Consider the following 14246-nt stretch of genomic DNA (forward strand, 5'->3'; position numbering starts at 1 on the left):
ATAAGTGAGAACTATGTAGATGAGAGGTGACAGACTTGATCGTACAAATTAAAGGAAACGTAAACTATGCAATAACATTAGACCCTAGTGTTTGGATCTTTGATGACCGAAAAGTATTGTTCGACGACGCTTTCACATCGAAATCCTCTCAAAGTGAAGAAAATAGTGCAAAAGAAATGGATAAGTTATGGGATCGAGAAGTGTATCAGCAACAAATTAACCCTCCAGTCAATAAAAGCATTTCCAAATTTGAGCGAAAACAAGTATTGGAAAATACATATGTAATGCCGTTAGCACCCTTTCTGCAAAATGCAGAGTTGAATGACAACGCTCAGTCCATTGTTTTAAAAACAGAAGAGACTAAGCACGAACTTCCTATACAGTCTGTTTTAGATGGGTATTTTTTATTCGCGATAGATGGACGACCTATCAAAGAAAATGGACCTGTACACTTTTATTTTGGCGATGGATCCAATAAAGATACACCGATTCAAGGTGTAAGGGAGATTTTTGTACAATAAAAAAGCAGACCCGATTGGGCCTGCTTTTCTTACTCCTATAATAAATCAGCGGATAGTTGCGCTAAATCCGACCTCTCACCTTTCAACATTGTGACATGCCCACTTAGTTCGTGATGTTTAAACTTCTCGACGACATGCATTAGTCCATTGTTTAACTCATCCAAATAAGGATGATCAATTTGTTGTGGGTCACCTAACAATACAATTTTACTACCTTCACCAATCCGGGTTAAGATCGTCTTCACTTCATGTTTCGTTAAGTTCTGTGCTTCATCGATTAAAATTAATTGCCCTGGGATACTTCTTCCTCTTATGTATGTTAATGGTTCAACTTGTATGGACCGTATCCCGGATAGAATATTTTCTAAATCCTCTGACTTTTTCACATTAAATAGATATTCTAAATTATCGTAAATCGGTTGCATCCAAGGTTTTAGCTTCTCTTCTTTCTCCCCTGGCAGATAACCGATATCTTTTCCTAATGGAACAATCGGTCTGGCAACTAGCATTTTTTTATACAAACCTAAATCTTCCACCTGCATTAATCCTGCTGCTAAAGCTAACAACGTTTTTCCTGTACCTGCTTTTCCAACCATTGTGACGAGTGGTATATCTTTACGAAATAATAATTCTAATGCCATTACTTGTTGTGCATTTCTAGCTCTGACACCCCATGCGATTTCATTTGTAAAATTACATTTCTTTATTTGTTTTGTATTACTCTCTACAAAACCAATTGCCGATTGGGATGGGTTCATTTCATTTTTCATAACAACAAACTCATTCGGGCACAAATGCTTACATTCAATGATGTTCACAGGAAGCTTGCCTAACTGGAAAAATTGTTGTAAATGACCTTCATTTACAAATACTTCTTGGAAACCTTCATATAAATGCTCTTCTAACACGATACGTTCATTTAAAAAGTCCTCCGCTTTAATGCCTAGCACATCGGCCTTTACCCGCATTAATATATCCTTTGAGACGAGTACAACCTCTTTTCTCTCCTCTTTTTTCTCCTCCTCTAAGTGTAAATTTAATGCAACCGCTAAAATGCGGTTATCATTCGTTCTTTCATTAAAGACGCTTTCTAATTTCGAAAAAGATCGATGATTTAACTCGATACGTAATACTCCACCATTAGGCAATTGTACGCCACTTTGAAGCTGACCAGTCTGCCGGAAACGATCAATAATTCGAGAGCTTTCCCGCGCATTACGTCCAAGCTCATCCATGTTTCGCTTTTTTGAATCCACTTCTTCCAAAACGACTGCAGGTATAACAACTTCATGTTCATCAAATGAATAAATAGACTGCGGATCCTGTAGCAAAACATTTGTGTCTAATACGTATATCTTTTTCAAAAAAGCCCCTCCTATTTCCATCCACAAGATTTGGCAAGGCTTCCGTTATTTAAATATATGTTTAAAAACATAATTCTAGACGACTTAGAAAAAATATATATAAGAAGGAGTGATGTTTAATGGGTAAAAAAGTAGCTGGTTTCGTTGTTACAACCTTGGTTGCAGGACTATTAAACGCTTGTAATGACAAACCAGATCAAGGTACACAAGGGAATAACAATGAATATTTACAAGTTGAAAATTCAGAAATAGATGAAGAAGAAGATTTAACCAATACGGAGAAGGCTAAACGTCTGGCGAATGTTGCAGCTAATCAACCTGGCGTAAATGACTCTGCAGCGGTAGTGTTTGGGCCATATACTTTAGTTGGGATAGATGTAGATAAAGATTTGGATCGCTCGCGAGTCGGTACAATAAAATTTTCCGTAGCAGAGGCTTTGCGTAAGGACACACATGGTCAAAATGCAATGGTCATGGCAGATGCAGATATAGTTGAACGATTAAGAAGGGTTACTTATAAAATTCAACAAGGACACCCTGAAGATGCAATTTTAGACGAACTATCCGCTATTATAGGTCGATACATGCCAACCGTTCCTCCTAAGGAAAACCAACCTGTAGAACCTGACACAAATAAGAGATCAGTACCAGAGGATGAAAAACAAAAATTGAACAACATTCAAGAAGACCAATCGAAAAACAATATGGATCGTAATAGCCGCTAACGTAATCTAGCGGCTATTATATGGTTAAGAAAAAGACCTATGCTTAGTTATGCATAGGTCCAAAAATGAAAAGGAGGCATCTTTTTTATGCCTTAATAGCCGTATCCACTACGGTAGTTAGTGCCAACAATAATGAGCAAAATGAACAGTACAACAATCAAGGCAAAATTGCCTCCGTATCCTCCGCCAGCATAACCCATAACAGTTCACCTCCCCACTCTTTTATACTTATATATATGAATATACACGTACGCTTGGAAAGGCTCATATTTACTTCATAAGAAATGTGTAATCATCTAATAAAAAAAATGCACCCAATTGTGCAATTGGATGCAATGAGATTTGTTTACCTATTTCCTCATCGAACGCGTTTTAGTTGGTCTTTTTAATTTGTTTACTGCGTAGTTGTCCGCACGCCGCATCAATATCAGACCCTTGTTCGACGCGGACTCCACAATTAATCCCATGCTCTAATAATGTACCATAAAAATCGACAATAGCTTCCTTAGTACTTCTCTGGTATTCCTGCTCATCAACAGGATTATACGGAATCAAATTCACATAAGAAAGGTGACGTTTATCCTTAAGTAACTCTACTAGTTCCAAGGCTTCTTTCTTATGGTCATTCACATCCCGAAGCAAAATATACTCAAATGTAATCCGGCGATTTGTTTTTTCTAAATAATAGTCAATGGCCGGCATAAGTTTTTCGAGGGGAAAGGCTTTATTAATTTTCATCACTTGAGTACGTAACTCATTATTCGGTGCATGTAAGGATACGGCTAAGTTTACTTGCAAGTTTTCGTCAGCAAAATCATAAATACGATTTGCCAATCCACTAGTTGATACGGTTATGTGACGAGCTCCAATGGATAATCCTTCTTGATCATTCACAACCCGTAAAAAGTCCATTAAATTATCATAGTTATCAAAAGGTTCACCGATACCCATGACAACGATATGACTTACCCTTTCATCCTTACCCATGGCATCCAGATGGTGCTGAACATTCATAATTTGTTCTACGATTTCACCGCTCGAAAGGTCACGATTTTTCGTTAATAATCCACTGGCACAAAAAGAACAACCGATATTACAGCCAACCTGTGTTGTGACGCAAACAGAGAGTCCATAGTTAAAACGCATTAACACCGTTTCAATCAAATTCCCATCTGGTAACTTAAACAAAAATTTAATCGTACCATCTTTAGACTCTTGTTTAATTTCTTCCGTTAATGATTGAATGGAGAAATTCTTCTCCAACAATTCAATACATTCTTTATTTACATTTCTCATATCTGAGAATTGTTTCACACGTTTCTTATATAGCCAGTTCCAAACTTGTTTCGCACGAAATTTCTGTTGTCCGCGCTCTATTAACCATGACGATAATTGGTCAAATGTTAACCCGTAGATGGATTCTTTTGTCATTTTAACCCTCTTTTCAACTCGAATTATTCTCCGTTACTATACTACCCTCAATAGGTTAATGTATCACCAAATAATGATATGAGGAATGATCGTTATGATGATCTTAAAATTGTTTTTTGCAATTCATTATTACACTAGAAGGATGTTATTTACAGTTTTACATATATGTGATTCTTTTTTACGGAAAAAATAATAATAACAAACATTAATCAGGAAGTAAAGAAATGCAGGCATAATCCACCATTCACGGCGGATAGTAATGTTATCATCCAGAGGCATCCTTTTTAAAGGTTGATATCCATTTGGAAATATGAACGGTGAATAGGATTGATGTGAAAGACCTATTGAGGGATTGGTGAATATTATGAACTGATACAAGGAAATGAACTACCTGGCTACAACTAAATATCGTAGCCAGATATAGATGTTCTTCTTTCTTACTCACATTTTCATGCATAGGTCTTCTTCATTCAGTTAACAACCGTCGGGACCACAAACCATTCCATCAAAGTCAAACATTTGTTTTGGTTTGTTAAGTTGTTTATCTATAATGCTCTCTAACTCTTCTTTTGGCCTTACTCCCCGAACGATTGTATCTCCGATCATAAAGGTTGGAACAGCTTGTACTTGATCCGCATATGCACGTTGTAACTCTTGTTGATGTTTCTCTTTATACTTTCTTGTCTTCAGTGCTTCTTGATATTCAGCTTCATCTAATCCTATCTCACCGGCTATTTTCGTTAACACTTCGATGTCCCCAATGTCTAATTCATCTTGGAAAAACGCAGTAAACATTCGGTGATTATATTCATTCGCTTTGCCCTTTTCCTTCGCATATTGAAACCCTTCAAAAGCAAGGTGGGTGTGAGGTTGTGGTGAAACTTTTGGTAAAACGATATGAACACCTAACTGCTCAGCCATTGGATAAACATAATTTTTCCAAGTTGTTTGTAAATAATCTCCTTCTGGCTTTAACGTTTCCGTAGGATATGGACGTAACTCAAAAGGAAGCCACTCTAGTTCAACATCTTTTCCTTTTATTGCCTGTTCAAGCGGAACCTCCGCTATAAAACAAAACGGTCATACGTAATCTGAATATATTTTTACTCTCACTGTCATTTCGTAACCTCCTCATTCTTATTTTTTATCGAATTGTAAACTTCATTCGAGAAATAATGTCTTGAATCAAAAATTCTTTAACACAAGATAAATATAATGTATATCCATGATGTACGTCAAAGATTGAGGTTGTATAAAAAAAACGAAACCTCTTGTTAAAGAGGGTTTCGTTTTCTAATTAAGATTTTTCTTTTTTACCAAAATACTGATAATAATCTGTTCGAATAAAACCGTTAAACAGCTTTCTCTTCTTTGTTGCTTTTTTTCCATAGAGTTTCTCGAAACCTTGGTGAGAAGTTAAAATATAAACACTCCAACTAGGGTGTTCTGCCATGTTCACACCTAATTGCTTATACATTTCTTCTACTTCTTTTCGTTCACCAATCCGTTCGCCATATGGCGGATTTGATACGACATAACCATTTTTCCCTTTTGGATGAAAGTCTCTTACTTGCATTTGTTTCCAATGAATTAGGTCAGCTAATCCAGCTTCTTTTGCATTCTGATTCGCAACTTGAATCATCTTATGATCGATATCGTAACCTGAAATTTGAAGTGGCTGGTCATAATTAGCTAAGTCTTCAGCTTCAACAATTGCCTCATCCCAGACTTTCTGCGGAACTAACCCCCACTCTTCAGAAACAAACTCCCGATTAAAACCGGGTGCAATATTTTGCCCGATTAAAGCTGCTTCTATCGGTATTGTCCCTGAGCCCGTAAATGGATCAACAAACGGTTCATCAGCACGCCAATTTGTTAACATAACAAGGGCTGCTGCTAACGTTTCTTTTAATGGTGCTTCACCTTGACCTACACGATAACCTCTTTTATGAAGTCCTGGTCCTGTCGTATCGATTGTCAAGGTTGCTTTATCCTTCAATAAAGCAATTTCAACTTTATATTTAGCTCCCGTTTCAGGTATTTTCGTTGCTAGCCCGTACTTATTTAACATCCGATTTACAATAGCCTTCTTCACAATAGCTTGACAGTCTGGAACAGAATAAAGAGTTGATTTTACGGATTTCCCCACAACTGGTACTTCTCCATCCTCTGGAATGTAATGTTCCCAAGGTAATGCTTTCGTCTTCTCAAATAATTCATCAAACGTCGTTGCTTCAAACTCTCCAACAAGAAGTTTTACACGGTCCGCTGTGCGTAACCATAAGTTTGCCCGTGCTACTCCGGAACGATCGGCTTTAAATAAAACTCGACTATTCTCCACTTGTACATTGTCATATCCTAAATCCTGCACTTCTTTTGCTACAACAGATTCTAGCCCTGCAGCAGCAGTTGCCATTAACGTATATGTCTCAGCCATGCTGAACAATCCTTTCTTATGTAAAATAAAAACTCCCTAAACAAGCACGCTTGTTTTAGGGAGTTGTTTGTCTCATTTCATGCGAATGACCATTTGAACGCTCTGTAAGCCATGTTCTGTACCATCGTACTACAAACGGCGGTCAACCTTGTACTCCGGTGGTAACCATCTATCTACAGACTTTTGCTGTCTCTCCCTGCGGTTCATTTCCCTCAGGAGAGTGCCCCTACCATCGTTTGGGTTGCTCACTCGCGGGGTTTACCTCGTTCCACTTCATCTGTTTCCAGATGAACTACGTCACTGTGGCACTTTCAAGGTATTCGTCCATATCCATAAGGACTTAGGTACTTTCCCTGCCGTCAGCTGTCAAAGACAACTGCCCTGACTTATGATTTCATCAGGCACGAACACTACAAGCATCGCAGCTTGTGTGAGCATGGACTTTCCTCTGTATGATTGGTCATACAGCGATTACCCGAGCATTCAATTATTCGCATGATTCATTTATCATCACGGAATAACTATTATAACATGATGACAAAGAAAGACAAGGTGAAAAATTATCCAATTTGATTAATCAGCGTATTTTTTGCCAAAGACAGCCTTCTCCAGATTGGATAATCGTTTCAAAATATCGTAATTTATATTCCCTGTAGACTGCGTGGACCTTGTTCTCGGTTGATCAGTTCCCTTTTTCAATTGTTCGTTTTCTTTGCGTAATCGATCAATCTCCTGTTGGTATGCTTCGTAATCTTGGATAACAACGTCTAAAAATTCATCTACTTCATCTTGATTATACCCTCTAATAGACGTTTTAAATTCTTTCTCTAAAATTTCTTTCGCCGATAAATGCATTTTTTCCAACATTCCCATCACCTCATGACACTACTTGTTTCTTATTTTTTCAAATGATTGACAAAAAGTCAATTTCATTCGGGGATTCTCCCCTCTAATTCCATCTCTCTCACAACATCATCCAGATCAAAAGAAGTGATATAATAAAGTGGATAATCCCTTGTCCCTTTTACTTTACGTACTTCCGATAGAAAAAATTTCGGACTTCCTTCTTTTTCTTCTTCGTATAACATAATACAAGCATCACTTTTGTCAATTAGCCAACGATTTTTTAACCGAAATTGATGAGGGCCTTGATATTCCTTTTCCATTAATGGCTTTACAAAATCCGCTTCACTCATCACATACTGATACAATTGCTGTTGATCTTCCTTCCACCTTTGTTCCTGTTTTAAGAATGGTGGTATGACAGCTAATTTTACATTATAGTCTTCTCTTAACTGCAAAACTACTTCGCCTGCCCAACATTCAACTCCCGCTTGTCCTGAAATTAAAATCCATTGAACCCCATCTTCTAAAAATGGAATTAGACGCCGCTTAATGGCTTCTTTAACAAAGTGTATTCTTTTATCATTCATTTGAAATATACCAAGTTCATTTGGTTTATAACCTGTTATCGTTATTACATTCATATGATCGTAACCCTTTCTAAATGTTTGAAAAAAGAAGCTGGATTGACCCAGCTTCTTTTTTCGGAAAGATTGTTATAGACGTATACGAGGTACTATTTCCAGTCGAACTTATCGAACTTATCAAACTTATCTTTTGGGTTCATCCCTTTTGGTCCTGTTTGCCCCATTGGAGATGTCGGTCCCATTGGAGATGTCGGCCCCATTGGAGATGTCGGCCCCATTTGCGGAGATGGTCCCATCGGTCCAAATCCTGGACCCATGTTAATATTTTGACAGCTAGCTGTATTCACCACTGATTGAGTGTGTGGGAAGTGATGTTTATGGTTCGTATGATGGTGATTTACAACTGTTGTGTGAGTTGGATGAATGTGATCTACATCATGTGGAAAGTAATTGTGTTGCACACAATGTTCTGTTGGATGAACTACTTTTTGTGAAGGGTGCATACCCTTACCTGGAAACATTCCTTTCTGTGGAAACATTGATCCTTTAAAATGCATCTCATCAGCTCCTTTCCTTAACCCGTTCACTAATATTTATATTACAAAGAAAGGAGACATGTACTAAGCCAACTACCTATTTTTTATATAAAATGTCTAACGACACAAAAAGTCTCCTTATTCGGAGACTTTGCCATCTCGATCAGACAGGTCTTGCGAAGAAAATGAGAATGGTAATAACTGTTCAACGGACATCGTCTTCACTTCTCCCTGTAAATTCGAAATATGTACAGTCATCGTTTGCGCAAAAAACTCACTCATCACCTGTCGACAAGAACCACAAGGCGGAACTGGCCTTTCTGTATCGGCTACAACTGCCATCTCTACAAACTCTGTTTCACCTTCAGAAATTGCCTTAAAAATCGCGACCCGCTCTGCGCAACAAGTTACAGGATAAGCTGCATTTTCGATGTTACAACCTAAATAAATATTACCGTTTTTTGTTTGTAACGCAGCCCCTACATGGAATGTTGAATAAGGTACATACGCTCTTTTTCGTGCTTCTTTCGCCTTGGATAGTAATAATTCTTTACTCATCATCGTCTTCCCTTCACTTCACGAAGTCTTTCCTACACGAATAATGGAACTATATTATAAGGAATCCCTTAACGAATGTAAAGCGGTTTCACGTACCAGAAATGTCTTGCCGTATTTGTTTTAAAACGAAATCAACAGAATGATACAACTCCATAAATCGTTTTCGCTTCACATCAATGTAATAACTATGGAGTAGGAGCAGTTCCATATTATCTCGCGTATTTTGAATCTGGTTGGGAAATACAGAAAGCTTATGAACATGTGCGTTTGTTTCCTTCTCCCATTCCTCAATTAATGAAAAGTTTGGAGATGTTTCTTCTTTAATTTTCTTAAAGACATCCATATCCTTTTTATCAACCGGTTCATTCCGTTCATATCGTTCTAAACATTCAGACAAAACTTTATCATATAATTGTTCAACCATTTGTTGTAATGTTTGCACACTTGTCATCCTCTTTGTAAATAGGTCAGTTTAAACCATGTCAAAATACGCTTATAAAACGTATCCTTTCGTAATTTCTTTCTTTTTTCAGTTTGAAAGTCCTTTGTAATGGTTTGTAACTTCTTTTGTAATTGTAACACGTTTTGTTGTTGTTGATTAGTTATTTGTATCAATTGTTTATGACATGTCCGCTCCAACTTTAATTCAAAACGATGTGCCTCATTGTGTAACTGTTGCAACATTCGATCAAACTCTTCTTTCGAAACACCTTTCTCATTTTCCGATTGATAAGCTACACCCATGGAATCGCCTCCTCTTCAATTTATCCTTACCCGTTTTATTCTTCCCTCCCCTTTCATCTCCTTCACATGCGACAAAACTAGAAGGAATGTTACAACGGTTTCGTTTTGAGCATTAAAAAGTATACTTTTTCGACAATATTTCAAACTAAAGTGAAAGGAGGGATTCCAATGAGTGATAAAAATAAGCAGTTTCAAAAGAAACAAAGCAAACACGCAAAACCAACAAATAAAAATTGGAAAGGTGACGGTAATCCAAAACTAGAAGGGCCAAATCGTCCATCAGTTTAAAGCAAGCCTATTGGCTTGCTTTTTTTACTCTTTGTTTCATATTTGCCAACATGCGGAGAAATGCCCTCTTTTTATAAAAGATTTGTTTTATGTTCGTATTCCTCGGTGCAGAACTATCGTCCCACCAATTTGGTTGGAAATGCTTACCGTTCTTATACCAATCCTCATGATATTTGTTTGCATGTTCTATAACCGGGAAGGTGTCATGTATTTCAGGAGAATTGATGTCATATTTCACCATAAATTGTTCGTATTCATTTCTTGACCCTGTTGGTTCAATGGAATAAGCAAAGTCAGTAATCTGATTGTAGTATTTTGGATGAAACAAAATGAAGGCTAATGTTTTTCCAGTTTCAATACGTTTCGTTACGTTTGTAAAATCTTTAATAAAAATACCGTAAATTTCTTTCGTCATTGTCGGAAATAGAACTGCATTCAAGTGGACCTTTTCTTGTAAAATATAAGGAAGTTGCCAAAACACATGAAACTTAAAGAAAGGCTGTTTTATAATTGGTTCATGGATTAAATTTTGTTCATTTATGATAAGTGCTTTCATTAATCGATGTTTATTTTCATACTTCCAAAAGTGAAGCCATTCTTTATACATAAAATTCGATACATGAAGAGCAGGAAGTAAATCAAACAAAGGTTTATTTCGTTCTACTGAATACTGATAAATGAGTAACTGTGGATAAGCATCAGAAAAGATGAACCAATTTGCCCGCTCATAAGTCATAAATAAATGACGGCGCATTTTGTCTGATAACAATGTTTTATATGTGTCTGTTTCTAAGTCCGTCATGTTCCATCCTGCATTCCTGGAAACCATGCTTGCCAATAAAGACCACTTTATTTCTGGAAATTGTTTATAATAAGCTAAATAAGCTTTCGTTCTTGTCACATTTGTTCTATTATTTTCTTCTGTTTTTTGCTTAATTTCTTGTATGAGATCAGACATAGGATTTATCTCCTTTGTAACCGATTCGTGTTCACATAAATTGTACGCGTAATCTTATCTTTTTCCTGAAAAATTTGATATGATACTGTCAATGAAAAGGGGGGGAAGTTTTATGAATTATCCGAATGGGCATCATAAAAAAAGAAAAATTGCCAATTCCCTGCATAACGGAACATCACAATATGCAAATAGAGGAATGACCCTCGAAAACGACATTAATGAAACGAACAATTTATATTTAGAAACAAACAAAGCAATTATTCATAAAAAACCGACACCTGTACAAATTGTAAAAGTAGATTATCCAAAAAGAAGTGCAGCTGTTATTAAAGAAGCCTACTTTAAACAAGCTTCAACAACTGACTATAATGGTTTATATAAAGGAAAATACATTGATTTTGAAGCAAAGGAAACAAAAAGCCGTACCTCGATACCGTTAGCGAATATTCACGAACACCAAGTGCAACATATGCGTTCGATTTTAGAACATGGAGGTATTTGTTTCCTTATTATTAGATATGCACTTCAAAATGAAACGTTCCTTTTGCCTGCAACGTCGTTTTTAAAAGTATGGGAAGAACAATTTCAAGGCGGTCGAAAATCTATTTCTATTAATTTTATAAGAGATAACGGATATGTAATCCCATTCCGTTATCCTGCTAGAGTCGATTATTTATCCATTGTTGATAAGCTCTACTTCTAAATGAGGAGGAATGAACATGGCTGATAGAAGCCAATCTCGTGTACAAAGAAGAAAACGAAAAAAAGTAGAGAAAAATAAAAAACTACCAAACTTAAATTGGAAAAAAGTTTTACTCATATTTAGTATCATTAGCGCCCTTCTCTTCACTGGGGTAACGGGCTTATTTTTGTATTATGTACAAGGAGCCCCTTCTTTAAAAGGAGCAAATATATCTGATCCATTATCAGCTAAAATTTACGATCGAAACGGTGAAATCATTGCAGACTTAGGAGCAGAAAAGAGAACAAAAATTGAGTATAGTGATATTCCAAAAATTCTCGAGGATGCTGTTATTGCAACAGAGGATGCACGATTTTACGATCATATCGGAATTGATTTTCGCCGCATCGGTGGAGCTGTTTTAGCAAATATTACAGACGGATTTGGTGCCCAAGGTGCTAGTACGATTACGCAACAAGTTGTGAAAAATGCCTTTTTAAATCGAAAAAAAACGATTGAACGTAAAGTACAAGAACAATGGTTAGCTATTAAACTGGAACAAAAATATTCAAAGCATGAAATTTTAACTATGTATCTAAATAAAATTTATTACGGAAATTCCGCTTACGGTGTTGCCAAAGCAGCGGAAATATATTTTGGAAAACAGGATTTAGACGATCTTACCTTGGCAGAAGCAGCGCTACTTGCTGGCTTACCTCAGTTACCAAGTGCATATGACCCTTTTGACTATCCTGAGAGGGCCGAAAAACGAAAAGATATCGTCCTAGACTTAATGGTTCATCATGAGAAGATTACGCAAGAAGAGGCAGACGAAGCGAAAGAAATAAACGTAGAAGATTTGTTAGTTGAAGATTATAAAACAAGCGTCCCGTATGAAGACTTTATAGAACGTGTCATATACGAAGTACAAGAACGGCTTGGTGAAGAAGTAAATATTTACACAGATGGATTAGAAATTCATACGACTATCGATCCAAATGCTCAACAATATGTAGAAACGTTGCTTAGTGGTGAAGAAAGTCCAATTGAATACCCTGATGATAAACTTCAAACCGGGGTAACGGTGTTAAATACACAAACAGGGGAAATATTAGCAATTGGTGGGAATAGAGAAAATAATAAAGGAATTGGTGGAAACTTTAACTACGCCTTTAATCAATCCGGAAGACAGCCTGGGTCAACAATGAAGCCGATTTTAGACTACGGTCCAGCGATTGAACATCTGAAGTATTCAACCTATCAACAAATTAAAGATGAAAAGCATGAGTACACAAACGGAACACCAATCCGAAATTGGAATGACGAGTATCAAGGCTGGAATACTGCCCGATATCACTTAAAAGAATCATTAAATATACCGGCACTTAAAACATTCCAAGATGTCGGAGCAGAGTTAGCTGGTCAATTCATGGAAGGTTTAGGTATTCCTATACCAGATAAAGGGCTACATGAATCTGATTCCATTGGTGGTGGTAACGTTCATGTGACACCTTTAGAAATGGCAGGAGCTTATGCTGCCTTTGGGAACGAAGGGTTATATCACAAACCGTATGCCGTTACGAAAGTTGTCGTCGGTGGCGAAACGATTGATTTTAAACCCGAACCGACAGTTGCAATGTCCGACTATACCGCATATATGATGACAGATATGTTAAAATCCGTTGTAACGTCTGGTACTGGAACAGCTGCAAATGTTCCTGGTATACCTGTAGCCGGAAAAACAGGAACTACTAACTATGAAGATAAAACGCCTGATGCCTGGTTTACTGGGTATTCAACGAACTTCACGATCTCAGTTTGGACTGGTTATGATGAATATCCGAGTGATATTCCTTATAAAGGACAACAAATTCCAAAGGCGATGTTTAAGCATATTATGACCCACCTTTCTAATGGTGTAGAAACAACAGATTTTGTAAAGCCGGACTCTGTCGTAAGAGTTGGAGTAGAAAAAGGTAGTAATCCAGCTAAATTACCTAGCGATTATACGCCTGAAAACGAAATTGTTTATGAATTATTTGTCAAAGGACATGAACCAACAGAAGTATCTGAACAATATGATCGAGTTGATCCTGTCTATGACGTTGAGGTCGAATACGATGATAACAAAGAGGTTATTGATGTAAAGTGGAAGCATGATAGCCAAGATGACAATATATCCTTCGACATTCAGGCTGGTGAAAAAGGCCAAGATAGCTCAGTAAATGCAACGACTGATAAAAAACAAGCAACAATCCGAAACGTTGAACAAGGAAGAACGTATGTTATAAGCTTAATTGCCTTTGATAAACATAACGAAAATAGGCGAAGTGAAGCGTACACAGTAGAAGTTGAAATTCCGGAAAAAGATGAAAATCCGTTAGACGACTTCTTTGAGGATGATGAAGAGAGCGAAGAAGAAGATCAAAATGGAAATCATGATTCAGATGATGAGTCAACCGAAGAGGAGCCTACGAATGAAGATGAAACAGATGAAACCGACGACTCTTCAGATGAAAACGATGATTCGGCAGAAAACCCTATAGGGGATATTACCTCCCTTCGATAATGT

16 protein-coding genes and 1 other RNA gene are annotated in these 14246 nt (G+C 37.0%); 4 read left to right on the plus strand and 13 right to left on the minus strand.

Annotation, left to right across the window (positions count from 1 at the left end; genetic code table 11):
* Window positions 1–35: 35 nt before the first annotated feature.
* Window positions 36–521, plus strand: a complete 486-nt coding sequence (locus NLW78_RS07335; protein ID WP_254496407.1) for a hypothetical protein — start codon at window positions 36–38, stop codon at window positions 519–521.
* A gap of 35 nt (window positions 522–556) precedes the next feature.
* On the opposite strand, the gene NLW78_RS07340 is transcribed toward NLW78_RS07335, so the two are convergent.
* Entirely contained in the window at window positions 557–1885 is a 1329-nt protein-coding gene (locus tag NLW78_RS07340; protein ID WP_254496408.1) for a PhoH family protein, read from the minus strand.
* Between the two features lie 119 nt (window positions 1886–2004).
* Here NLW78_RS07340 and NLW78_RS07345 point away from each other — a divergent pair, with 119 nt between their 5' ends.
* Complete coding sequence (locus tag NLW78_RS07345) at window positions 2005–2610, plus strand: YhcN/YlaJ family sporulation lipoprotein (RefSeq protein WP_254496409.1); 606 nt, start codon at window positions 2005–2007, stop codon at window positions 2608–2610.
* Between the two features lie 92 nt (window positions 2611–2702).
* On the opposite strand, the gene NLW78_RS07350 is transcribed toward NLW78_RS07345, so the two are convergent.
* From NLW78_RS07350 to NLW78_RS07405, 12 genes are all read right to left on the minus strand, one after another.
* Window positions 2703–2810, minus strand: coding sequence for a YjcZ family sporulation protein (locus NLW78_RS07350; RefSeq protein WP_254496410.1), 108 nt, complete (start codon window positions 2808–2810; stop codon window positions 2703–2705).
* Between the two features lie 172 nt (window positions 2811–2982).
* On the minus strand, window positions 2983–4041 hold the full coding sequence (gene rlmN / locus NLW78_RS07355; RefSeq protein ID WP_254496411.1) for a dual-specificity RNA methyltransferase RlmN: 1059 nt from the start codon (window positions 4039–4041) through the stop codon (window positions 2983–2985).
* 474 nt (window positions 4042–4515) lie between these two features.
* Window positions 4516–5160, minus strand: a complete 645-nt coding sequence (locus tag NLW78_RS07360) for a DsbA family oxidoreductase (protein WP_254496412.1) — start codon at window positions 5158–5160, stop codon at window positions 4516–4518.
* Between the two features lie 178 nt (window positions 5161–5338).
* Window positions 5339–6478: a THUMP domain-containing class I SAM-dependent RNA methyltransferase gene (locus NLW78_RS07365; RefSeq protein ID WP_254496413.1), complete on the minus strand. Its 1140-nt coding sequence runs from the start codon at window positions 6476–6478 to the stop codon at window positions 5339–5341.
* Window positions 6479–6578: 100 nt separating this feature from the next.
* Window positions 6579–6961: RNase P RNA component class B (gene rnpB / locus NLW78_RS07370), an RNA gene on the minus strand.
* Window positions 6962–7051: 90 nt separating this feature from the next.
* Window positions 7052–7345, minus strand: a complete 294-nt coding sequence (gpsB, locus tag NLW78_RS07375; protein WP_437181953.1) for a cell division regulator GpsB — start codon at window positions 7343–7345, stop codon at window positions 7052–7054.
* Between the two features lie 62 nt (window positions 7346–7407).
* A complete protein-coding gene (locus tag NLW78_RS07380; RefSeq protein ID WP_254496414.1) occupies window positions 7408–7965 on the minus strand; it encodes an SLOG family protein in 558 nt (185 codons plus the stop codon).
* Between the two features lie 92 nt (window positions 7966–8057).
* Entirely contained in the window at window positions 8058–8465 is a 408-nt protein-coding gene (locus NLW78_RS07385) for a CotD family spore coat protein (RefSeq protein ID WP_302328477.1), read from the minus strand.
* Window positions 8466–8582: 117 nt separating this feature from the next.
* Entirely contained in the window at window positions 8583–9002 is a 420-nt protein-coding gene (gene cdd / locus NLW78_RS07390; protein ID WP_254496415.1) for a cytidine deaminase, read from the minus strand.
* 88 nt (window positions 9003–9090) lie between these two features.
* The gene (locus NLW78_RS07395; RefSeq protein ID WP_254496416.1) at window positions 9091–9444 is read right to left on the minus strand and encodes a DUF1798 family protein; all 354 of its coding nucleotides are present in this window, start codon (window positions 9442–9444) and stop codon (window positions 9091–9093) included.
* Between the two features lie 5 nt (window positions 9445–9449).
* Entirely contained in the window at window positions 9450–9746 is a 297-nt protein-coding gene (locus NLW78_RS07400; RefSeq protein WP_254496417.1) for a hypothetical protein, read from the minus strand.
* 295 nt (window positions 9747–10041) lie between these two features.
* Entirely contained in the window at window positions 10042–10992 is a 951-nt protein-coding gene (locus NLW78_RS07405; RefSeq protein ID WP_254496418.1) for a DUF2515 family protein, read from the minus strand.
* A gap of 112 nt (window positions 10993–11104) precedes the next feature.
* Between NLW78_RS07405 and recU the strand changes: the two genes are divergently transcribed.
* Window positions 11105–11695, plus strand: a complete 591-nt coding sequence (gene recU, locus NLW78_RS07410; RefSeq protein WP_254496419.1) for a Holliday junction resolvase RecU — start codon at window positions 11105–11107, stop codon at window positions 11693–11695.
* Window positions 11696–11711: 16 nt separating this feature from the next.
* Entirely contained in the window at window positions 11712–14243 is a 2532-nt protein-coding gene (locus NLW78_RS07415) for a transglycosylase domain-containing protein (protein ID WP_254496420.1), read from the plus strand.
* Window positions 14244–14246: the final 3 nt, after the last annotated feature.

The organism is Salirhabdus salicampi (genome assembly GCF_024259515.1).
Classification (GTDB): Bacteria; Bacillota; Bacilli; order Bacillales; family Alkalibacillaceae; genus Salirhabdus_A; species Salirhabdus_A salicampi.

Coding starts and splice junctions, on each gene's coding strand:
- NLW78_RS07345 (WP_254496409.1), top strand. CDS start 2,005: ATGGGTAAAAAAGTAGCTGGTTTCGTTGTTACAACCTTGGTTGCAGGA.
- NLW78_RS07350 (WP_254496410.1), bottom strand. CDS start 2,810: ATGGGTTATGCTGGCGGAGGATACGGAGGCAATTTTGCCTTGATTGTT.
- rlmN (WP_254496411.1), bottom strand. CDS start 4,041: ATGACAAAAGAATCCATCTACGGGTTAACATTTGACCAATTATCGTCA.
- NLW78_RS07365 (WP_254496413.1), bottom strand. CDS start 6,478: ATGGCTGAGACATATACGTTAATGGCAACTGCTGCTGCAGGGCTAGAA.
- gpsB (WP_437181953.1), bottom strand. CDS start 7,345: ATGTTGGAAAAAATGCATTTATCGGCGAAAGAAATTTTAGAGAAAGAA.
- NLW78_RS07380 (WP_254496414.1), bottom strand. CDS start 7,965: ATGAATGTAATAACGATAACAGGTTATAAACCAAATGAACTTGGTATA.
- NLW78_RS07385 (WP_302328477.1), bottom strand. CDS start 8,465: ATGCATTTTAAAGGATCAATGTTTCCACAGAAAGGAATGTTTCCAGGT.
- cdd (WP_254496415.1), bottom strand. CDS start 9,002: ATGAGTAAAGAATTATTACTATCCAAGGCGAAAGAAGCACGAAAAAGA.
- NLW78_RS07400 (WP_254496417.1), bottom strand. CDS start 9,746: ATGGGTGTAGCTTATCAATCGGAAAATGAGAAAGGTGTTTCGAAAGAA.
- NLW78_RS07405 (WP_254496418.1), bottom strand. CDS start 10,992: ATGTCTGATCTCATACAAGAAATTAAGCAAAAAACAGAAGAAAATAAT.
- recU (WP_254496419.1), top strand. CDS start 11,105: ATGAATTATCCGAATGGGCATCATAAAAAAAGAAAAATTGCCAATTCC.
- NLW78_RS07415 (WP_254496420.1), top strand. CDS start 11,712: ATGGCTGATAGAAGCCAATCTCGTGTACAAAGAAGAAAACGAAAAAAA.